General features: G+C 53.4%; 16 protein-coding genes and 1 pseudogene. 12 read left to right on the top strand and 5 right to left on the bottom strand.

Annotated elements, in window-relative coordinates:
* Positions 1 to 14: 14 nt before the first annotated feature.
* Positions 15 to 971: pseudogene (locus M9799_RS20695) on the bottom strand (GlxA family transcriptional regulator).
* Positions 972 to 1340: 369 nt separating this feature from the next.
* Here M9799_RS20695 and M9799_RS20245 point away from each other — a divergent pair.
* The 3 genes from M9799_RS20245 to M9799_RS20235 all read left to right on the top strand — a co-directional run bounded on the left by M9799_RS20245 (position 1341) and on the right by M9799_RS20235 (position 5639).
* Positions 1341 to 2483 carry an SIR2 family protein gene (locus M9799_RS20245; RefSeq protein ID WP_231045098.1) on the top strand — a complete coding sequence of 381 codons (1143 nt, stop codon included), beginning with the start codon at positions 1341 to 1343 and terminating at the stop codon, positions 2481 to 2483.
* A complete protein-coding gene (locus M9799_RS20240; RefSeq protein ID WP_231045097.1) occupies positions 2480 to 4255 on the top strand; it encodes an ATP-binding protein in 1776 nt (591 codons plus the stop codon). The genes M9799_RS20245 and M9799_RS20240 overlap by 4 nt, the downstream gene beginning before the upstream one ends.
* A 223-nt stretch (positions 4256 to 4478) precedes the next feature.
* Positions 4479 to 5639: an IS30 family transposase gene (locus tag M9799_RS20235; RefSeq protein WP_231045096.1), complete on the top strand. Its 1161-nt coding sequence runs from the start codon at positions 4479 to 4481 to the stop codon at positions 5637 to 5639.
* Between the two features lie 188 nt (positions 5640 to 5827).
* Here the strand turns inward: M9799_RS20235 and M9799_RS20230 are convergent, their stop codons facing one another.
* Positions 5828 to 7138: a HEPN/Toprim-associated domain-containing protein gene (locus tag M9799_RS20230; RefSeq protein ID WP_231045095.1), complete on the bottom strand. Its 1311-nt coding sequence runs from the start codon at positions 7136 to 7138 to the stop codon at positions 5828 to 5830.
* A 250-nt stretch (positions 7139 to 7388) separates the two neighbouring features.
* Between M9799_RS20230 and M9799_RS20225 the strand changes: the two genes are divergently transcribed.
* The 9 genes from M9799_RS20225 to M9799_RS20185 all read left to right on the top strand — a co-directional run bounded on the left by M9799_RS20225 (position 7389) and on the right by M9799_RS20185 (position 17368).
* Positions 7389 to 8603, top strand: a complete 1215-nt coding sequence (locus M9799_RS20225) for a hypothetical protein (protein ID WP_231045094.1) — start codon at positions 7389 to 7391, stop codon at positions 8601 to 8603.
* Positions 8596 to 9042: a three component ABC system middle component gene (locus M9799_RS20220; protein WP_255662844.1), complete on the top strand. Its 447-nt coding sequence runs from the start codon at positions 8596 to 8598 to the stop codon at positions 9040 to 9042. The genes M9799_RS20225 and M9799_RS20220 overlap by 8 nt, the downstream gene beginning before the upstream one ends.
* Entirely contained in the window at positions 9039 to 10886 is a 1848-nt protein-coding gene (locus tag M9799_RS20215) for a DUF3732 domain-containing protein (protein ID WP_231045092.1), read from the top strand. Before M9799_RS20220 ends, M9799_RS20215 begins: the two co-directional genes overlap by 4 nt.
* A 287-nt stretch (positions 10887 to 11173) precedes the next feature.
* Positions 11174 to 12013 (top strand): hypothetical protein, encoded by an 840-nt coding sequence (locus M9799_RS20210; protein WP_231045091.1) that lies wholly within the window; start codon positions 11174 to 11176, stop codon positions 12011 to 12013.
* A gap of 1036 nt (positions 12014 to 13049) precedes the next feature.
* On the top strand, positions 13050 to 14498 hold the full coding sequence (locus M9799_RS20205; RefSeq protein ID WP_231045090.1) for an AAA family ATPase: 1449 nt from the start codon (positions 13050 to 13052) through the stop codon (positions 14496 to 14498).
* Positions 14491 to 15183, top strand: coding sequence for an HNH endonuclease (locus M9799_RS20200; protein WP_231045089.1), 693 nt, complete (start codon positions 14491 to 14493; stop codon positions 15181 to 15183). The genes M9799_RS20205 and M9799_RS20200 overlap by 8 nt, the downstream gene beginning before the upstream one ends.
* 35 nt (positions 15184 to 15218) lie before the next feature.
* Positions 15219 to 15737, top strand: a complete 519-nt coding sequence (locus M9799_RS20195) for a tripartite tricarboxylate transporter substrate-binding protein (protein ID WP_318530299.1) — start codon at positions 15219 to 15221, stop codon at positions 15735 to 15737.
* Positions 15738 to 16151: 414 nt separating this feature from the next.
* A complete protein-coding gene (locus M9799_RS20190) occupies positions 16152 to 16829 on the top strand; it encodes a helix-turn-helix transcriptional regulator (protein WP_231045088.1) in 678 nt (225 codons plus the stop codon).
* Positions 16826 to 17368 carry a DUF6036 family nucleotidyltransferase gene (locus tag M9799_RS20185; protein ID WP_231045087.1) on the top strand — a complete coding sequence of 181 codons (543 nt, stop codon included), beginning with the start codon at positions 16826 to 16828 and terminating at the stop codon, positions 17366 to 17368. Before M9799_RS20190 ends, M9799_RS20185 begins: the two co-directional genes overlap by 4 nt.
* Before the next feature lie 114 nt (positions 17369 to 17482).
* On the opposite strand, the gene M9799_RS20180 is transcribed toward M9799_RS20185, so the two are convergent.
* The 3 genes from M9799_RS20180 to M9799_RS20170 are packed head-to-tail and all read right to left on the bottom strand — an operon-like array spanning position 17483 to position 21409.
* On the bottom strand, positions 17483 to 17848 hold the full coding sequence (locus M9799_RS20180) for a DUF3703 domain-containing protein (protein WP_231045086.1): 366 nt from the start codon (positions 17846 to 17848) through the stop codon (positions 17483 to 17485).
* A gap of 1 nt (position 17849) precedes the next feature.
* Complete coding sequence (locus M9799_RS20175) at positions 17850 to 18242, bottom strand: hypothetical protein (protein WP_231045085.1); 393 nt, start codon at positions 18240 to 18242, stop codon at positions 17850 to 17852.
* 47 nt (positions 18243 to 18289) lie between these two features.
* Positions 18290 to 21409 (bottom strand): efflux RND transporter permease subunit, encoded by a 3120-nt coding sequence (locus M9799_RS20170; protein WP_231045084.1) that lies wholly within the window; start codon positions 21407 to 21409, stop codon positions 18290 to 18292.
* Positions 21410 to 21414: the final 5 nt, after the last annotated feature.

Raw genomic sequence — 21414 nt, 5'->3', positions numbered from 1 at the left:
CCCGGCTCTGCCGCTCACGCACCGCGTCCAAAGGTTCTGCGCCATTCGCTGAGACTGACCTGATTGCGGCGCTTGAAGTGTTGGGGCAGTGAGGTGGCCTTCTGGAATCCAACCAGGCCCGAAATGGCCTCCACTAGCAGCGAGATGCGCTCTAGCAACTCCCGCCTGCGCTGCAGCCGCTCGTTGATCAACCAGTCTCCCAGCGATATGCCGGTGGCCTTGCTGAAATGGCGGGTGAACGTGCGCCGGCTCATCGCGGCGCGTTGCGCCAGGGCATCAACGCTGTGCACGTGACTGAGGTACTGGCGCAGATGAGCCAGCAGCTGGTTGATTCTCGCGTCTTGCGTGGAGCAACCCACAGGTTGCTCGATGAACTGCGCCTGGCCGCCTTCGCGGTGCGGCGGCCCCACCATGACGCGCGCGACTTTGTTGGCGATTTTCTGGCCATAGTATTTGCGCGCTGTCCAGACCCGCGCCCGTGCCCGCGGATGTAATCAAGCGATCGTCGTCGACATATAGCGCGTCATGTCGAGCTGGACCTGCGCGAAGCGGCGGGTGAAGTCCTGCTCCGCCATCCAGTGTGTGCTGGCGCGTCGGCCATCGAGCAAGTCAGCACAGACGAACGCATAGTCGCGGTAGCACAAACCCCACCACATGGGCTCCGCGCTGATGTGCCTGGCGCAATGCCAGTATCAGATCGGCCTGGGGTGGAGTTTTGCGATCGTGCCAGCCCGGCACGATCACGACGTCGGCCTGCGGCACGGGTTTCAGCCCGCCATCGGACTGCACTGACAGCGCCCGCTCGGCTGCCATCGCATTGCTGTGCGCAGTGACCACCTTCAGATCAAACAGGGCATGCTTGGGCAGGCCGCCCCGAAGATCGTGAAAGGCACGCCAAAGTGGAACAGGTTGAAGTGCGGATATTCAATCAGGGCAACGGTGGATAAAGACTGAACATCTTCTGTTGCCAGGTGTTGTCCGCTTGCTATAAGCGGCGCTTATCGTTACTTATTTGGGATTGGCTTAAGTAGCTGAGCTTGGCGTTGTTCATTGGCACCGTTTGCCAAAGTGCACTCAGCGTCCGCAATCGGCCAGTAGTTGACGGCTGGGATTTCGGGCTGACAGACCGCTTCGACTGGCAGCGGTCATTTGATTGTTGCATCACACGGAGGCAACGCTTTTATGTAGATCAAGGTTGAGATACGATTGGTTTCAGATGTGGGCGAAAGTTCGATATCTCTGGCAGGAGCTACAGGCAATGAGCGAAGCAGACGCTCGGCAGGCATGAGTCGCCACGCTGCTTGCTAGATTCCATGGAACCAAATATATAAAGGGATGGGATGTTTGAATCGATTGATCCACTGGACATTTACAGCAAGAACATCAATATACTCATTGGCTCTGGTTCTTCAGCAGATTTGTTCCCAACTCTTGGTCTCGCGATCAAGGGGGGAAATGGCGAATGGGAGACGATTGAGACACTTGCTACCAAGTTTGAGACTTGGCAGGATAAAAAAACTGCCTTGTTCATGCATTACTACAACACGTGCATTTTTCCAGTTCAAACCTTTACGCCCAGCACCGTCACATCTGACAAAGGGAAAGCCAATCTTCAAAACTATGAAGTCTTCCTAAAAACCCTTCTTGGGCTGCTAGACAGAAGGAAGGATCTCAATCGAAAGATCAACATCTTCACTACCAACTATGACGGATGCTTGGCTCATTGTGCCGACAACATTCTCATGCAGGGTTCGTATGATTTCGTCGTCAATGATGGCACTTCAGGCTTTCACAGGAAGCACCTTCATGCTAAGAACTTCAACACCTTCCAGTGCCAGACTGGTATCTTCGAGCGAAGCAACTATGGGGTTCCGCAGCTCAACATTATCCATCTCCACGGTTCTGTCTACTGGTCTAAAAGTGGCGATAGGATTGAAGTCAATTATGCCAACGACTTCAAACACATGATCCATAGGAAGACACTGGAGAAGATTGGTAAGTTTTCTGATTATCTTGTAACAGATGGCGGTCGCACGGCGAAAATTCCGCCTATAAGTTTCACGCTGGCACAAAGACAAAATTTCTGGGATGAGTACAACAAGCTGCCCATCGTCAATCCAACAAAGTGGAAATTTCACGAAACTGTTTTTGAAGAGCATTACTACCAGATGCTCAGGATCTTAAGCTATGAGCTTGAGAAGCCCAATTCCATCCTAATTACTTTCGGATTTTCTTTTGCCGATGAGCACATCAGAAAGCTTGTGCAACGCTCCCTATCTAACCCGCAGCTTCAGACATTCATTTGCTGTTACAGCCAGGGTAGTGCAAAGAGCCTGAGAGAGGAATTCAAGCTCTGGAAGAACGTAACCGTCATAGGTCCGCCAGATGGTGAAAAACTAGACTTCACCAACTTCAATAAATACATATTTTCCCTCAAGGCTGAGAAGTATGAAGCGCCAGCTGAAGGCGAGGACCCTCTATGAGCATCGTCGTAGGCGAAGTAATTGCCGTATCAGGCGTCCGCATATCCTTGCGAATCTTTGAAGAATCCAGCCAAGAATCAATTTTCTATGACGGCGTGAAGTATCGGGGCGTCTCACTCAGAGAGCATATTACTATTCAACGTGGTTTCATAGACATTGTCTGTCTTGTAGAAGGAGAATATCTTGATGAACGCAAGATAGAGGCTGAGGCCGAGAAAACCCAGTACATCCGGAAGATAGATGTTCGCCCCATTGGCTACATCGTGGATGACAATTTCTTTGAGGGTGTGAAGTACATGCCAATGATCAGGGACAAGGCATCCCTGCTTAGTGAGCCCACGGTGGGAAAGATCTATGGTACAGAGGGAAAGAGCAATTTTTCAATTGGTTCCATGCTTAAGGAAAACGTGTCCATCAACTTGCCGTGGACACGTATATTTAACAGCCACCTTGGAATCTTTGGGAATACGGGGAGCGGCAAGTCCAACACATTGGCAAAGCTCTACACAACCCTCTTCAATGAGAAACTTCCCGCTCTCAAACGCAAGAGCCAGTTTGTGATCATTGACTTCAATGGCGAATACGCCGAAGACCAGATCCTGCCCGCAAAGGAAAAGCAGATAACGGTGCTGGATTCCAAGAAGAGCAAGCATAAATTCAAAATTGAAGCTTCTCATTTCTGGGATGCTGAAACACTAAGTCTTCTCTTCCAGGCTACAACCAACACACAGCAACCATTCTTGCGACGCGTGCTGACCGGTAAGGAGAAATTTAAGGATGTGCCACTTGAGCGCTTCATTGAAAAGACTTTTGAGAAGGCCTTTAGTGCCAGTGAGCCCAAACCAGATGCGCTTGAACTGAGCCGCGAGATAGCCAGGATCATCGATTGCGAAAAATTGCAGGAACATCTAAAGGGCATTATCTACAACGCTAAGCACAAGTATTTCAAAGATGCTGACGGCCACTTTTACAACTCTGACCGTGACGGTTTTGAAGCCTGCCTGAAACCTATCCTAGATGAGTATGTAGATGTTCAAGACTTGGATCAGTTCACGGAACTCATCTTGAGGTGCTACCTTCAACTGTGTTCGGATGTGGTATTGGGATATGCCCAGTACGAACACATTCAGCCTGTGCTGTCACGGGCGAAATCATCGATCACAGCTCTTCGCAACGTGCTTGAAATCGTAAAGGTGCCGCCGCCGCCGCATCTTCTGCATGTCATCTCGCTCAAGAGGTGCAAGAACGAGATCAAGAAAATCTTGCCTTTACTTATTGCTAAGAACTTTTATACGAACCACAAGGATTCTGAGAACCTAAAGAGCCCGCCAACTAAGACTCTTCATCTCATCATTGATGAGGCTCATAACATCCTGTCAGAGCAGTCCACTCGTGAGCATGAGATCTGGAAGGACTACCGACTTGAGCTTTTTGAGGAAATCATCAAAGAGGGTCGCAAGTATGGGGTCTACCTTACCCTCTCTAGCCAGCGCCCAGCGGACATCTCTCCCACCATCGTTTCACAGATCCACAATTTCTTTATCCACCGGCTTGTAAACGAGCGAGACCTTATGTTGCTGGACAACACGATCAGCACACTAGACTCATCCTCCAAGGCACTGATACCTACGCTTGCTAAGGGCTGTTGCGTGGTTACAGGTACTGCATTTGACCTGCCTATGATCCTGAAGATAGACCCGCTACTTAAGGAACATCGTCCCAGCAGCGATGACGTCAACCTGGAAGAGCTTTGGGCATTGCCACCATCCTGAATTCCATTCCAAGGTCATTAGCATCGCTCAGTAAAAATGCCTCTGACGGACCCGATAGGTTGCCCCTGTCACAAAACGCTTGTAAAGGCGCCCCATGCGTCATGGAAGACGGCTTTGAGCAGCAAAGCAACATCGATCCGGTGCCAGCGAACGGCTGCTATGGGTTGTGGATTCAACCGGTCGATGCAACACAATGACTGCCACTGGCAGAAGGAGTGTTGGCATGAAGCAAAGACCGCGGATTTACTACACCGAAGCTCAGAAAGCCCTGATGTGGGATCGCTGGAAAGCTGGCGATACCTTGCACGAGATTGGCAAGCTGTTTGACCGGCCGCACACCTCCATTCACACCATCCTGAGTGCGACGGGTGGCATTCGACCACCAGCCAGGCATCGGTCTCGCTTGGCATTGACCATGCCTGAGCGCGAAGAGATCTCCAGGGCCTTGGCAGCAGGTGAATCTATCCGTTGCGTTGCCAGGCGCTTGAAACGAGCAGCATCCACCATCAGCCGTGAACTCCTGCGCAATGGCGGCAAGACTTGCTACCGGGCAGCGAAGGCTGATGAAACCGCCTGGGAGCGAGCGCGTCGCCCAAAGATGTGCCAGTTGGCCAACAACCCTGCGCTGGCTCACATCGTGACGGTTAAATTGCAAAGTCAGTGGTCCCCCGAGCAAATAGCGGGGTGGCTCCGACGAACTTACCCGGGCGACAAGGATTTACAGGTGTCTCACGAAGCCATCTACCGCACGCTATTCGTCCAAACACGCGGAGCCTTGAAGAAAGAGCTTCTGGAACACTTGCGGCGCACCAGAGGGATGCGTCGCTCACGCCACCACACCCAGAAGACACCCATCCATGGTCGGATCGTCGATGCAGTGCCCATCAGCGAGCGTCCTGCCTGCATAAAGGATCGGGCAGTGCCGGGCCACTGGGAGGGTGATCTGTTGTTCGGCGATGCCTACAGCCAGATTGCGACGCTGGTGGAGCGGCACACGCGCTACGTGATGTTGGTCAAGCTGGTGGACAAGGACTCGTACACCGTGGTTGCGGCGCTGGCCAGACATGCACAAACCTTGCCGCAGCAGCTCTACCGCTCCTTGACCTGGGATCGGGGATCGGAAATGGCGGGGCACAAGCGATTCACCGTGGCCACCGACATCCAGGTCTACTTCTGCGATCCGCAGAATCCTTGGCAGCGCGGCACCAATGAAAACACGAACGGATTGCTTCGCCAGTACCTTCCCAAAGGCATTGATCTGTCTGGATACTCACAAGACAGCCTGGATGCGATTGCCAGGCAACTCAATCAACGCCCACGCAAAACGCTGGGATACCGGACACCTGCCGAGATGTTCGATGAATGTGTTGCGTCGATCGGTTGAATCCACAGTCGAGAGCTGCCACTTGGCAAGAATAGCTAGCGATAACCGTTTGACTTACCGTTACTTAAAGGAGTTGGTTTGATTGAGTTAGGCTGACCTCCCCTGCCAAGCCTTGCAATACTCAGTGTCGCTCGTGGACGAGAGTACAAATTGGTCTTCGAGTTTTATCATTCACTTTAGGCCCCTAACTAGTTAGCTCGAGATGGGTAGAGCATTTGTGTCGCCATTTCGCTACATTGTCCTAAAAGTGCTGCAAGCACCGCGCGCAGCTTACTGGCGTCATATGCGCCTGATGCAATGGCTTCTAGAGACACTTCATAGAAGGCTTTGGTATAGCTTTCTTTGAAGTTAAGCGCGCCTTGATAGATGCCTAGCGACTCCTTGTAGTTCGTCCACCTGACTTGAGCAGCTGGACGGCTCTTCAGCCGCAAGTCAAGATAGCATTCGATGGCTGCCGCGCGCCCATTGATGTCTGCGCTCACGACACCGCTTGGTCCATGCGCCGGGAAATCGCGGAGTTCGTCGAGATCAGGCAATACCATTGCCCGCATGTTCACCGGAAAGTTGAAGCGCTGTAAGCCACGAAAAGCGTCGATTCCCTCGGCGTCGTTATCGAAAAGAAAAACCACGCGGTTGTGAACGTCAATCTTGACCAATCCCTCGGCAAATTTGGCCAGATTGCCCGTGCCAGAGAATGGGTGCCGCTCCTCGATGTCAATGAAACGGAAGAAGTCTTCAATGTCTGGTCGTAGTAGCGCGAATCCGCGCTTTAGGATGTGAGTATCGGAAGATCCCTCAGTCGCGATCAGGTAAGTTTGGTGACGCCGTGCTCCGGCAACGAAGTCTTCGTTTTTCGCCCAGCCGGCATCGACGAAATTCCCGTAGTCCCAGACAACTTCTAGATCTAAATTTGCCGGATTTTCCGCCAGCATTCGTAGCGTCGAGTAGGGGTCTAGGAATTCGATGAGAGCGCCGAAGTGACTGCGTTCCGAATGGAAACGCATATCTCGTTCATAGTCCTTCAGGTCAGGCCTAGCGGCCGTAAGCGCGCCGGCAAATCGACCTCGTCCCTCAGCAAGCTCGGCTTCATAGTCATCAATGGATTCATTGTTCAGGTCACGTACAGCATGCGCACGGATGAATTCAACGAGCTGGTCGAATGTGAAATGGTTGGGTTTGTCGAAGGTGTCATCTGCTGCGAGATCGGTTTCTAGGTCGTTGTTTTGCTTGGCTTGCGTTTCGTATTCCGACTTGATTGCGCTCAATGTGTATCCCAGCAGTTCGAGCCGTGACACCATAGAGCCAAGACTGCGGCAAAAGCACAGTTCGTTTTGGGTGACATCTTCTTGATGCTGCTCGCAGTACTCGTAATCGATGTAGGGATGCCGTCGACGTTGACGGTCCGCTTCCTGAAACAGCATGCCATGATCCATGCCGATGTGGTGTGTGTTGTAGGTGAGATCGATGTCGCCCACGGTCAAGGTGATGGGAGTGCTCATAAGTAGTTCAAATTGCTTCGGCCTTGGCACCGCCCCCCAAGGGCATAGTAAAAACCGACAATGCTTCAAATACTCGACTAAGAGTGCGGACTAACATGAAAACAAAAATCAATCGACACAGTATCATCTTACGTGAAATCGCTTTTATACAACATAAAAAAGTAAATTCGGGGGCTTCCTGCCGTCTAATGTAAAGTAATGGCGGCAGCGGCGCAGGCGAGGTCAAATAAAGAGAACTGGACTCGGCAAAATGTCAGACGAAAGAAGTTTTAGCGAAAAAACCAAAGCTGACGATAAGAGTATTGGATTTGATTTTCAGTACTACTATTTCCTGTATCGCATTCTTAATTTGAAGACGGGACAGACTGTCGGACTTGAGGTCAAGGACGACGTACATAGCGAGCTGGACGCCGACTTCAACATCCTATTTCAAATCAAGCATACGGTAAGGAAAAACGCTGAGGGGGGAGCCATTGCGCTCACTGAACTGGACAGTGACCTTTGGAAGACCATGCGTAACTGGGCGGAAATCATTGTCGACAAAGCTGAAGGTCGAATGGGTCTTCCTCAGCAACTTGATTACGTCCGAAGAACCGAGTTCCACTTGGTAACTAACAAGTCGCTTTCCACGAAGAACGAGTTTATTGCGAAGGTCGCGGAATTCCAGGATGGTGTGTGCGACCTCAAAGCTATCCAAAAACATCTCAAGTACTTAGAGGAAAAAACGGAAGACGGCACCATTAAAGGTTATATCCGCACGGTGGGGAAGCTCGAAAAGATGGTGTTGGATGCGTTCCTCCGTAATTTAAAATTCGAACTGGAGGTTGATGACATCATTCAACGATGCAAACAAGCACTACGCGAAAAAATCATCTCCGAGGAAAAAATTGACTTCGTCTTCGAAAGACTAGACTCAAATATAAAAAGTGAAAACTTTATCGCCATTAAAAACGGCGAGTCTATCGTGATTAGCTTTGAACAGTTTTCGATGAAGTACCGCCGACTGTTTGATAGCGGCCGGAGCAAGCAGCTCCAGTATTACCAGTTTTCACCTGAACTTCCCGAGGACATCTTCGCGCAAAGGTTCATCAGACGTCTCGTCGAGATAGAAGATATATCTCCCGGGGATGAAGAAGATGCAGTTGAGTACACTAGGCACAAGCTACGGTTGACCACGCTACTCGGTCGCTGGGTGCAAGCTGGCGACCTCGTTCAAGATGAAGTCATGGCGCTTCACGAAGACGTCGTACTACGGTGGAGGAACAACTTCAGGGGAGCATTCAGAAAATGCAATAATCCAGCTGCAGTTATTGATGCTGCCACTGCGATACTTAAAACGCTGAGAAGCGAAAAATTCCAATTGAACGCGGACCAATTACCCACTGAACTCAGTAACGGAGAGTTGTACCACCTGTCCGACGTTGGTCGAATCGGTTGGCACCAAGATTGGGTAAAAAATGACTAGCATATGGTCCGGGTATAATAACGTCGGAATTTGTGCTACGGCACTCATAAGCGTGCTCCGGCACACCGAGCATATCAGCGTTCCAAAAGCGCTTCTGGTGATGCCTCTCGTCATGCATGAGGCTACAGTGCGGCACCTCTCAGATGCTCGAGTTTCGCATCGTGGATCGGCCGCACTCGCCGCACAGCGCCCTGACCTTTTCACCAATTTTTCAGAACGGTACGACGCGAGTCTTGTTGCTTCTGTGAACGCCATTCAGTTGCTTGTTGTTTACGGGTACGCAATCTTCAACGACGGCCTTTCTCTAAATAAACCATTGCAGATTGACAAATCATTTGGCAAACGTGCAGAGAAGATTGATAAAGCCTCCAGTCACATTGCGTCCTTGCTGTCAAGTCCCGTTGACGAACTATATTTGAACTTCAGGGTGAAGATTTGAACTTCGGTTTTGATGCCATTACGATTTGGTCGCGCAGCGGCCAACAGCGCCAGCTTAAATTTGAACGAAACCGCGTTAACGTTCTTACCGGCTGGAGTCACACAGGCAAAAGTGCATTGCTTGACATCATCGACTACTGCTTTTTGGCCAGCAGTCATAAACTACCAGACAGTGTTATCAACGAAAATGTCGGTTGGTACGGACTAACGTTCTATATCAACGATAAGACGTACACTCTCGCACGCCGAAGCCCGATAGAAAACGACGTCTCTAAGGACTATTACTTCTCCAGCTCTGGCACAGTTCCTGAAAAGCCGGAAACTAACACGGCTGAAGCCGACATAAGGCTCATCCTCGAGTCTGAGTTCAGTATTGATGACAACGTGAAACTTTCCTACGGGGGGGGTGCGCTACGAGCCAACTCGAAGGTATCCTTTCGTTATTTTTTCCTCTTCAATACCATTTCTGAAGACATCATTACCAACAGCCGCACGTTCTTCGATAAACAGTCGGAGGACCGTTATCGAGAGGCGCTGCCCCGTATTTTCGATATGGCATTGGGAATTGACGACATCGCGAACATGAACGCCAGGGAGCAGCGGGAAGCTTTGAAGAAGGAGTTGCAGCGACTCGAACGAAAATCAGTGGCGCTTACGAATGGCCGAGAAACATTCGATGAGGAAATTCGGGAAATCGCCCTGAAAGCTGCAGAGTACGGCCTGCTTGATGCAAAGCCCTCAGACGTTAACCGAGAGTTAGTGCAGCGAGCAATAGAAAGCGCCGCATCGCTAGATGTGGGACGTGCTAATGACCGCTACGCACAAGTTAACACGGAGTTGATCTCGGTGAATCGACGCCTGAGAAAGCTGCATCACTTCACCGATGAGTATCGCTCCTACAAAGGTAATCTGCAGGGCGCTGAGGACAGTTTGCGTCCGATTCAGCAGCTAATTTCGAGAGCGTCTGAAGTCGTAAAATCCGAGATATTCGACGAGCTCATTAGTTGCCTTAAGGCAGACCTCGTTAGCGTCAAAGCCTCCTTGGCAGGAAAGCAGCCCGTGGATGGTCAAATTCAAGCCATGATTAAGAAACTCGAGGCGCAGCGGGAGAACCTTCAACGAGACTTAGCGCTTCTGCCTCAAGATCCAAAGTCGTTTGCCTCAGAGCGAGAGAAGTGGCTATTCGTAGGAGAAGCTAAGGGTCGCCTTAAGCTATTCTCGGATACGACTCCCGTAGCGGCGTTTTCTGTAGAAACCCGCTCAGCCAGCGAGATCCAATCGGAAATCGACACCATCTCGGTCCGCGATGTAGAGGAAACACGCGACGCTATCATTTCCGTAATAAACGAAATTACGCTAGCGCTTCTGAAAGAGACCGGTGAAGCCCTTGCCAATTATGCAAAGTATCAAACCGACTTTGCTTATAAAGAGAAGCGCCTTAGACTGCGCAAGCCTCGATCGCGGCTGATTGAAAACGTTGGCAGCAGTTCGAATCACATGTTCCTGCATCTACTTCAGTTTTTAGCCCTTCACGAGGTCGCGATAATCCACCAATCCCCCTTTGTGCCTAAATTTCTAATTATCGATCAGCCAAGCCGTCCGTACTACCCGGACGATAAGCCAAAGGATGATGTCGTTCTTGCGAACAGCGATAGCGAGAAGGTACAAATAGCGTTCCAACTGCTAAATAACTTCGCAGCCAGAATGAATAAGCAATATGGTTCAAACTTCCAAATGATTGTACTTGAGCACGTGCCGAAAGACACGTTTGATGGAATGGAGTTCGTATATGTGCTCCCAGAGTTTCGCAATGGAGAGGCGCTGATTCCTGCCTCTTGGCAGTAGTGCTTTAGGAAAAGGCTCAGGCCTGATGACTGAGTGCAGCGAGAGACTGGAGGACTTGAGGCGCGCGCGTAGCGGCTGGGAGGTACTAAAACAGACCTTTTGGCAGCTCGACGCTCGTGCAGCGATAGGGCAACGTGTTTACCCTCGCCGTGAGATCTGCCTCGCCTGGTGAAGGTGCTATTTCAATTGCACGCCTGCCTGTCTTTACAGGTCCCACTCGCGCAGCGCAGGAAAGAAGGGCTGGAACGAAAGCGCTATAGTGTGTTTCACGGCTAGCCCACCTTGGAATGATACACATTGAAGAATACAACCCTGTCCAGCAGTTCGCCGAGCTGCATGCACTAATTGTCGATATGGTCGACGCCCCTGGTGGCGAACCGATTCCGGAGGGCATGCAATGGATGGCGGATCGCCAGACGCTTTCGAAGAAGTTCGCGCATCATTTGCACACCATCGCGCAGATCCATCAAGGCTCTGTTTTGCTCGTCGGAGATGTTGGTCTACGTTTCATCGATCATGGGTCGGTAAAGGTGATTGCGCGGGCCGTCCTTGAGAACTTCATCGTGTTTGCCCAGGTCTTCGGCGACCATAACCCGGAGGTCTGTCGCTTCCGGCACATGACGTGGAAGCTAGGTGGACTGCTGGATCGGCAGAGTCTGAGCGCAAGCACAGCGGATAGCAAGAGCCGGCTGGCAGCGGAGAAGCTGCGGATTGACCAGCTCAGTGCTGAAGTGAGGAGGCATCCGGTTTTCCAGACGCTGACCAACGGCGCGCAGAAGGCAATCCTTAAGGGTGACTGGAAGACCGGCCGGTCCTGGCAGGCGCTGGCAAAAGAGTCTGGCCTGAGCGAAGGCTACTTTCGGAACATCTACTCCTACCTCTGCGGCTATTCCCACAGCAGCTACGCAGCCGCGATGCAGGTTGGCCAGGCCAACGACTTGGCCGTGCAATCCAGTCTGTCGTCGTCGATGCTCGGCGTCATGTGCCTGTGCATGGCGCGGTTTGCGAGCATCTACGCCGGCCTTTTCCCATCTGCGCGCGCAGTGCTAGAGCGAGAGCGGCGCCCAGCGATGGAGATGTGGGATATCAGTGCGGCACACCTGGAAGAGGTGTACGCAGGTCAATAGCTTCGCAGTCAACCGCTGCTGGTCAGCTTCTGCCATTGCGCCTCGCATCCCTGCTTTTGGTGCTGATCGCGATTTATACACAACTCCCGGACGAATGTCCGATGATTGCAGTGGCGGGGGCACTCAACCCGCCGGCATCGAATGACTCAGTACAGGCTTAAGGAGCCTGTCACCAAATGCAGTTGGGTTGCTTATGGCACGTTCCAAGTCGGCTTGCTCACCTCCGACAGGAACGCGTAGGCTTGCATGTGCAAACGCGGGACAGGAGTGATCAGGTTTTGGTGGCTTGGCCATACCTATGCATAAGTCTCGATAAGCCGCGTATGGCACGACCTTCGTGCCAAATCTTTCGCCCCGAAAACATTCCTGCAAAGCTCATTTCCTTAGGCTCTTTTTGCTACCAATAATTTAATTCAAATTTATCGACGCATCATATCCCTCATTGTGGTGTGTGTCGTTTAATCACGAGATGTTCGGGTTGAGCACTGCATGTGAGGCGTAAAAGAAGATATCTATACGTGCGCTAGCCATCCAGAGCCTGGCTTTACAGAAGATTCAAGGAAGATGCTCATTGATCTCAAGTGGAATGAACCCCATGCACGAATGATCTTGAACTTGAGCCCAGATGTGTCTGGCCGGCAAAGGGGCAGTATGGCTTCATTCGCTAAGTGAGTGGATACACGAAACTCGCTCTTACGGTAGTTCGCACTTTTTGACGTTTGTCGTTTATTATTTCCTACAAATAAGCAGTTAGGCTAGAGCTGTGATCTTTTCATAACGTAGTGAAGTTGTTCGAGAGGTCTTAATATTAAAAATATTGCTTTTAAAGTTTCGCTGTTAAGATATATCACAGTAGGATAAAAACATGGTAAATCGAATATTGTTAGCCATAGAATTGATGGCAGATGATTAATAATAAATTGCACTGCTAATAATTAAATTTGCGGCTTTAAAGGTTTTTTGTAAATTTTAGAGGTGAAATATAGTGCTTCATTCTTGCTCTTATAGGGGTAATGTCGTAAATCTAATTGGAGATTTGAAGATAAAGAGAGGTAATGTTTTTTCCGTGCTTGTTGGGGTTAATGGAGTAGGAAAAAGCAGGTTGTTAGGCGCAATCGCTATAAATGCCGCTGGAATAGACGCCTTGCCAGCTTCTTCTAAAAATGAGAGATTAAAAGATATCTCAAGAAATTTAGATCCTAATTATTCTTCGGAATTTTCTAAGGTCATCGTCTCCTCTGTGAGTCCTTTCGATAAATTTCCTGTAATAAAGAGAAGCAATAATCTTTATAAAGATTATAAATATTTAGGAATTCGTGGAATTTCTGGAGAGAATGTGGGGTTCACTCACATGGCAAGGGTCATTGGTGATCTTTTTGGTGAAATTTTTCAGGATGAAAGTAGGGCGAAAATATGCGGCCAAGTATTAAAATACCTTGGTTATTCTGATTCTATTGAATTGGATTTTAAATTTTCGCCTCAATTTATTAACTGCGTTAGATTGTTTGAAATGGTCGGCAATACGGATGGTTTTAATGCTGTTTTGAGAGAGTTCGACGGAAGAGTCGATGACATAGCATCCGCACTGAAGGAGGGTCTGTCTTTAGAACATCGAAAAATCATAGAGGCAGATTTTATATTTGAGGGTCTTAAAAACGTTAAGACTACTCATAAAACAAGAGATATAAGATTAACAGAGAGTTTTTTTATCTCTTTGTGCGAATTTGGGATATTTGATTTCGTAGAATTTCTAACAATAATTAAAAATTTTGAATTTAATTCAAGTATTATTATTGGTTTGTCTAAAGGCAAATTGGTTTTAGGCGGTGGTGATTTATTCTGTGAGTTGCTTTCATTGAGAATTAGTGATTTCGTAAATAACGGAATATTAATTTTGAAAAAGTTTGGTGTTAGAAAGATAAACACTAAGAGAGTGATAAATCTCTCCTCTGCGAGCTCTGGCGAACAATCGGTCCTCATATCGCTTTTGGGAATTGCTGCATATATTAAAAATGGGTCGCTAATCCTTATCGATGAGCCTGAAATATGTCTTCATCCGTCTTGGCAAGAGCGGTATATAAGTTTGTTGATTGAGTCATTCTCCGATTTTTCAGAATGTCATTTCATTTTAGCAACACATTCTCCGCAAATTATTTCTAATCTGCACGATGGAAATTCTTTTGTTATTGATATTGGTGAGAGTTTGTTGACTAATTCGAGTGAATTCTCGAAGAAATCTGCCGACTTTCAGTTGGCAACTGTGTTCCATGCTCCAGGCTATCGAAACGAGTACTTACTTAAGCAAGTGGCAATTGCTTTGTCGGATTTAAGTTCTGGTAGATTGTTGGACAAAGAACAAATGTATAATTTTGAAAAGCTATTAACTTTGGAGGATAAGCTAAAAGATGATGATCCTACAAAACAGCTTCTGGTAATTCTTGGTAAGGCGCTGAAGGTTTATGCCAGGGAGCGGCTCTATGCTTAAAGCTCCGGAGCTTAGTGATGAATTAAAAGAGTTTTGTTCTGATTTTTCTACAGATGTCAATAATTTTCGTCCATCCTATTGGGATGCCGAAGAAAATGGAGATCTTCAGAAGTATAAAAAATTCGTTAAAGATCACTATAAAGTTAATCAGAATTATACTTGCGTATATTGCCGCCAGAGAATTGTTGTGGAAAACAATTCAGCATGGGATTTAGAGCATATCGTGCCCAAGAATCTACGGCCAGAGTGGATGCTCCTTGGGAACAATCTTTGCATTGCTTGTAAAGATTGCAATAATCATAAAAGCGACAAAAATACCCTAGTTAATAAGAGATTAAAAAAGTACCCGAGTAATAAGGATGCTTTCTTGATTTTCCATCCACATTTTGATGACTACGACACACATATTAATGTTGTGTCTGAAGGAGAATTTTATTTTCCTCGAACTAATAAAGGCCTTAAGACGTATGATTATTGCGGATTAAGTAGGTTCTTTTTAAAGCTGGCTGATATTAATTCATCAGCTGATGGCTACGATTTTTTGATGTTGAAGGTTGTAACCGAGATAACGGAGACTGAAGACTTGAATACGAGAGCCTCATTGCTAAGCCTACTTTCAGGATTGTTCAATAAAGCGACTAAAGTTAATTCGATGAAGCAGATGGAGAATTTAATTGGTTCTTAGCGGTTGTAGTCGATAATCTGTAGGGCGCGGGCGGCATCTCGGGCACGGAGGCGCTGGTCAGGGCTGCCGCCGATGGCAACACCATTGCCTTTCTGTCCAACAATCATGCGGTCAACCCCAGTGTGTTCAAGAAGCTGCCTTATGACAGCCTGAACGACATAACACCGTTGACTATCGTAGGCGGCGTGCCCATCGTGCTGGGCGTGCATCCGAAGGCGGCGGCGCGCAATGTCCGCGAGTTGCAGGCGCTGATGAAGGCCAGGCCCGCAGACCTGAACTACGCGTCTTCGGGTAATGGCACCATTTTCCATCTGGCGGCAGAAGTGTTTCTGGACGCTGCGCAGGTGTCCGCGCGGCACATTCCCTACAAGGGAGTGAGCCCGATGGCTGCCGATCTGCCGAGCGGGCAGGGGGAGATGGGTGTGCTGGCCCTGGGCACGGCCCAGCCCTATATCCAGTCCGATGCACTGCGCGTGATCGGCATCACGGGGCGCACACGCATGGCTTCGCTGCCCGGTGTGCCCACCATTGCCGAGCAGGGTTTTACCATGTAGATGTCAGTGGCTGGGTGGTGGCGGTGGCTCTCAAGGGCCTGCCACCAGCAAGTGCGGCGTCTGCACGATGCCATCGTCGCCGCCTATTCCGATCCCGAAGTGCAAGCCGGTTTGCGCGCCGCGGCGAGTACACCGTACTGGGCAGTCCGAGACCGCGGCACAGTTCATGCGCGCCGAGCAGGAGCGGTTTGCCCGGTTGCTCAAGAAAGCTAAGGTCACGCTGGACTAAAGTAATGCTGCGCTGCAGGTATGCGGGTCGCCTATGCCTATATTTGCCGGGGGAGGGGAAGTTATTAGCGGCGCTCTTGTTGCGAATACCGGCGCAGTGGCAGGTCTAAATCCCTGATAGTTCACCTTGTTCAAATGTTCATAATTCTGTTCATGTGATAAGAATTTGTATAAAATATTGAACAAATGCTGAAAGCTTCATCCATTGTTCTCGAACGGCAGCTGCTTTTGCAGCTAGGGGATCGCCTGAAGGCGCTGCGCAAGGGCCAAGGGCTGTCCATGGTGGAAGTCGCCAAAAATGCCCAGCTTTCACGCACCACGCTTGCTGCGATCGAGGCCGGTGATCCTGGTCCATCAATGGGCAGTTATCTGCGCGTCATGTCCATCCTGGGGATCGCCGGTGACCTTGCCTTGCTGGCGGGCGATGCCATCCAGGCGGCGCCCGCAGGAAGCGCTGGGGCTCGATCACAGCGCCGGCGGCCGACCGTCAGCGTTACTGTGTCGACCGACGATGCCCAGCACCAGGCGCAGGACCTGCAAAGCCTTGCCTTGCACGAAGCTGCTGTACAGATGGTCCGTTCCGATCCGCAATTGCTCGCGCAGGCCCAGGACACGGTCCAGCGATGGTTGAGCAGCGGCCCGACACGATCGACAAGCTTGTGGCAGGACTGGGACATGATCCTCAAGACAAAGTCGTGGAAGAAGGTGCTCGGCCGCAGCCAGCGCGCAGCGGAGCTTCGGCAGGCGTCGCCGCTCACGCTGGTTTTGCCTGCCGAGGTCAGGGCCGAGATCCTGGGCAAAGTACGCGCCTTGCGCAAGGGTGTCCTCCTGGGCGCAGATAGCATCAACGAAACGACCACATGACCCGTGACGAGCTTGAACACATCATCCGCGCCAGCGCCGATATCACCCAACAGTATGAGTTCATCATCGTTGGCAGCCAGTCCATCCTTGGGGCGTTGCCTGCGGCGCCGGAAGAATTCCGGGCGTCTCGCGAAGCGGATATCTACCCTCTGCAGCGGCCCGAGCTTGCCGAGGAGATTGACGGTGCGATCGGCGAAGGCTCCCAGTTCCATGACACCTACGGCTACTATGCTCAGGGCGTAGGACCCGAAACGGCTGTGCTTCCCTATGACTGGATGACCCGCGTGCACAGGGTGCAGGGCCATGGCACGGATGGCAAGCTCGGCTACTGCCTGGACCTCGCCGACCTTCTGTTGTCCAAGGCGGTGGCTGGCCGCGACAAGGATCGGGAGTTCTGCATCGCAATGTTCGTCCACAGCCTGGTCACATTGGAGCAGGTGTTGGAGCTGATCCCGCGCATGCGCGCCCTTGAGCTGAATGAGCAGCAACGTCTGCGCCGCACTATCATGCGTTGGGCTTCATCGGCAACGCCAAAATAGAGCGTTTGCTTTGGCTTCTTTCTCATCCGCCGTATCCGTTACGCCGTCGGGCCAAGCGGGGCGAGCAGCCCGGTGCGGCGTAGATCTCAGTCTCTGGAAACAAGACCCCCGAACCTAGTGCCGCCGAGCCTGGTCAATCACCGCCTGCAGGTCAGGCGCAACCGGCATGCGCCGCAAGGGGCTCACGTTGGTGCCACCCGTGTTGCCGTGTGGAACCATGCCTGCGGCGGTCTTGGTGGCGGCGCCCACGATGCGCAGGATCTGGCCCAGGCATTCACGCAGGCTGCGCTGGCGCAGGCCCCACAGCAGCATGCGCCAGTGCACGCGCACATGCTCTACCGTGGAGGCTTGGCCCAGCACGTGGGCCCGCTCCAGGTGGGAGAACGCCTGCAGGGTCTGGCCGGCGCGCAGGGCCGCCTTGGCCGCCCGCAGTTCTGCGCTCACATGCGGGCGGATGTTGCGGGCAAAGCGCGTGGTCATGTCACTTCAGCGCAAAGCGCACATTGACGGGCTTCTTGCCGGGCAGTGCCACGGCGGCCACGGCCTTGGTGCCGGGCCCGGCCTTGAAGTCACCCTGGGCCTGCAGCCGGTCGCCCGCGGGCAACAGCTGGACCTCGGTCTTGTCCTTGCCGTTGAGCAGCGTGAGCTTGGCACTGGCGCCCTCGATGCGGGCCGGTTTGCCGTGATCGCGGATATACAGGCTGATGGCGCCGGCGGCGGCCACCAGCTCGAAATCCATGTCGCTGGCCTCGACGACTACACCGCCGTGCAGGGGCTTGTGATCATGGCCGGCGCCATGGTCGCCGGCCGCATAGGCGGCGGTGCCGAAGGCAAGCGCGATGCCTGCGAGAAGGGTGGTGATGCGGGTGTGCATAAAGGCTCTCCTGGGTGCGTAGGGAAGGGATGGGAAAGGCATGGCGCTCAGAACGCCTCGGCATTGCGGTCGTCGACCAGGCGCTGTGCATCGCGCCGGCCGAACAGCCAGAACATCGCCGGCGTCAGGAAGGTGTCCAGCAGCGTCGAGCTGATCAGGCCCGAGAAGATCACCACGGCCACGGGGTGCAGGATCTCGGTGCCCGGGCGTTCGGCCTCGAACAGCAGCGGTGCCAGCGCAAATGCCGTCACCAGCGCCGTCATAAGCACCGGGCTGAGCCGCTCCAGCGAGCCGCGCACGATCATCGGCATATCGAAGTTCTCGCCCTCGAAGCGCATCAGGTTGATGTAGTGGCTCACTTTGAGGATGCCGTTGCGCACCGAGATGCCGGCCAGGGTGATGAAGCCCACCAGCGCCGCGACCGACAGCGGCTGCCCCGAAAGGGCCAGGCCCAGCACCGCACCCACCAGCGCCAGCGGAATGTTGGCCATGATCAGCAGCGCCAGGCGCGTGCTCTTGTAGCGGCTGAACAGCACCACGAACATCAATACGGCGGACACCAGCGACAGCAGGCCCACCAGGCGCGAGGCTTCTTCCTGCGCCTGAAACTGGCCGCCCAGGGTGATGAAGTAGCCCTCGGGCAGCTTCGCTTTCGCGACCACGGCGCGGATGTCTTCGACGATGTCGGACAGCGGCCGGCCCTGCGCGTTGGCAGACAGCACGATGCGGCGCTTGCCGTCGTCGCGGCTTACCTGGTTGGGACCGTCGCCGTCCTCGATGCTGGCCAGGCGCGACAGCGGCACGCGGCCGGTGGGCGTCTCGATCAGGATCTTGCCCAGGCCATCGACCGAGCGGGCGCTCTCGGGCAGGCGCACCACGAGTGCGAAGCGGCGGCTGCCTTCGACGATCTGCGTCACGCGCTCGCCTTCCACCAGCGCCTGCAGCGTCGTCAGGATCTGCGTGGCCGGCACGCCGTAGCGGGCTGCGGCGTCGTAGTCGATGCGGATCTTGATCTGCGGCGCGAGGACCTGCTTTTCAACCTCGAGGTCGGCAATGCCGGGAATGGCCGCCAGCTGCGAGCGCAGCAGGTCGGCCTGGCCGCGCAGGGTGTCCAGGTCCTCGCCGAAGATCTTGATGGCAATCTGCGAGCGCACGCCCGAGAGCATGTGGTCGATGCGGTGCGAGATCGGCTGGCCGATGCCGACGGCTGCGGGCAGGTTGACCAGGCGCGAACGGATGTCCGCGCTAATCTCGTCCATAGAGCGCGTGATCTCGCTGCTGGGCTTGAGGCCCACGTCCAGCTCGCTCACATGCACGCCCTCGGCATGCTCGTCGAGCTCGGCGCGGCCGCTGCGCCGGCCCACATGCGTGACCTCAGGAACCTGGGCCACCAGGACCTCAGCCTGGCTGGCCAGCGCCGAGCTTTCCGCCAGCGTCACGCCGGGGTTCAGGCGCAGGCCGATCAGCAGCGTGCCCTCGTTGAACGGCGGCAGGAAGGTGGTCGGGAAGAACGGTACCGCGGCAATCGACACCAGCACCGCCACCACGCCCGCCGCCATTGCCAGGCGCGGGCGCTCGAGCGTGGCCTGCAGGCCGCTGCGGTAGCGCGCCTTGAGCCAGGCCAGCATGCGCGTGTCGCCATGATCCAGCGACTTCATGCGCGGCAGCAGGTACAGGCTGAGCACCGGCGTCACGGTCACCGACACCACCAGGCTGGCCAGCGTGGAGACGATGAAGGCAATGCCCAGCGGCACGAACAGCCGCCCCTCCATGCCCGGCAGCGCAAACAGCGGCACAAACACCAGCACGATAATCACGGTCGCATAGAGGATGGCCGAGCGCACCTCCATCGTCGCCAGGGCCACCACTTCCAGCGGGTTCAGGCGATGGTTCGGATGTTTGACGCGGTCCTCCTTCAGGCGGCGCATCACGTTCTCGATACCCACCACGGCGTCGTCCACGAGCCCGCCGATGGCAATCGCCAGGCCGCCCAGCGTCATGGTGTTGATCGACAGGCCGAAGTAGCGGAACACCAGCGCCGTGATGAAGATCGAGACCGGAATCGCCACCAGCGCGATCACGGTGGTGCGCAAGTTGCCCAGGAACAGGAACAGGATCACCGCGACAAAGGCCGAGGCCGCGATCAGCTTGCCCTGCAGCGTGGTGATCGAGGCCTCGATGAAGCTGGCCTGGCGGAAGGTGATTTCGGGCGCATCCATGCCCGCGGGCAGGGAACGCTGCATTTCCTGCAGCGCCGTCTCGATGGAGCGGGTCAGGGCAATGGTGTCGGCCGTGGGCTGCTTTTGCACCCCCAGGATCACCGCGGGCTTGCCCTCGAAGCCCGCGTCGCCGCGCTTGGTCGCGGGCGCAAAGGTCACATCGGCCAGCTGACGCAGCAGGATCGGCTGGCCGTTCCTGGCCGTGAGCGCGAGGTTCTTCAGGTCCTCCAGGTTCGAGGTGCGGCCCAGATTGCGGATCAGGTATTCGCGCCCGTTGAGCTCCAGAAAGCCGCCGGAAGTGTTTGACGAGAAGCCCTTGAGCGCGCCTTCGAGCTGCTCGTGCGAGATGCCCAGCTCCGACATGCGCGCGGTATTGGGCTGCACCTGGAACTGGCGCACCTCGCCGCCGATCGGGATCACCTGCGCCACGCCCGCAATGGCCATCAGGCGCGGGCGCAGCACCCAGTCGGCATACTCGCGCACCGCCATGGACGAGACCTTGGCGGTATCGATGGGAATGGCGATCTGCATGATCTCGCCCATGATCGAGCTGATCGGGCCCATGCGCGGCACCACGCCCTGGGGCAGGCCTTCCTCCATCGAGGACAGCCGCTCCGACACCATCTGCCGGGCGCGGAAGATCTCCGTGCTCCAGTCAAAGGTGACGTAGAGGAACGAAAGCCCCGCGCTCGAGGTGGAGCGTATGGACTCGACTCCCGGCAGTCCGTTCATGGTGGTTTCGAGCGGGAAGGTGATCAGCTGCTCGACCTCCTCGGCGGCCATGCCGCCGGCCTCCGTCATGATGGTGACGGTGGGCTTGTTGAGGTCGGGGAACACGTCCACCGGCGTGCGCGATAGGGTGAAGGCCCCGTACGCGACCAGCACCAGGCTGGCAATGATGATGAGCAGCCGGTTGGCCAGGCTGCTATCGAGTAGCCACTTGAACATGGGTG

This window comes from Comamonas endophytica (assembly GCF_023634805.2).
GTDB lineage: Bacteria > Pseudomonadota > Gammaproteobacteria > Burkholderiales > Burkholderiaceae_C > Comamonas > Comamonas endophytica.
This window is presented reverse-complemented; position numbering and strand designations above follow the sequence as displayed.

Excerpts from the sequence above, each read along its gene's own strand:
- M9799_RS20245 (WP_231045098.1), top strand. The coding sequence starts at position 1,341 with ATGTTTGAATCGATTGATCCACTGGACATTTACAGCAAGAACATCAAT.
- M9799_RS20240 (WP_231045097.1), top strand. The coding sequence starts at position 2,480 with ATGAGCATCGTCGTAGGCGAAGTAATTGCCGTATCAGGCGTCCGCATA.
- M9799_RS20235 (WP_231045096.1), top strand. The coding sequence starts at position 4,479 with ATGAAGCAAAGACCGCGGATTTACTACACCGAAGCTCAGAAAGCCCTG.
- M9799_RS20230 (WP_231045095.1), bottom strand. The coding sequence starts at position 7,138 with ATGAGCACTCCCATCACCTTGACCGTGGGCGACATCGATCTCACCTAC.
- M9799_RS20225 (WP_231045094.1), top strand. The coding sequence starts at position 7,389 with ATGTCAGACGAAAGAAGTTTTAGCGAAAAAACCAAAGCTGACGATAAG.
- M9799_RS20220 (WP_255662844.1), top strand. The coding sequence starts at position 8,596 with ATGACTAGCATATGGTCCGGGTATAATAACGTCGGAATTTGTGCTACG.
- M9799_RS20210 (WP_231045091.1), top strand. The coding sequence starts at position 11,174 with ATGATACACATTGAAGAATACAACCCTGTCCAGCAGTTCGCCGAGCTG.
- M9799_RS20200 (WP_231045089.1), top strand. The coding sequence starts at position 14,491 with ATGCTTAAAGCTCCGGAGCTTAGTGATGAATTAAAAGAGTTTTGTTCT.
- M9799_RS20190 (WP_231045088.1), top strand. The coding sequence starts at position 16,152 with ATGCTGAAAGCTTCATCCATTGTTCTCGAACGGCAGCTGCTTTTGCAG.
- M9799_RS20185 (WP_231045087.1), top strand. The coding sequence starts at position 16,826 with ATGACCCGTGACGAGCTTGAACACATCATCCGCGCCAGCGCCGATATC.
- M9799_RS20180 (WP_231045086.1), bottom strand. The coding sequence starts at position 17,848 with ATGACCACGCGCTTTGCCCGCAACATCCGCCCGCATGTGAGCGCAGAA.
- M9799_RS20175 (WP_231045085.1), bottom strand. The coding sequence starts at position 18,242 with ATGCACACCCGCATCACCACCCTTCTCGCAGGCATCGCGCTTGCCTTC.
- M9799_RS20170 (WP_231045084.1), bottom strand. The coding sequence starts at position 21,409 with ATGTTCAAGTGGCTACTCGATAGCAGCCTGGCCAACCGGCTGCTCATC.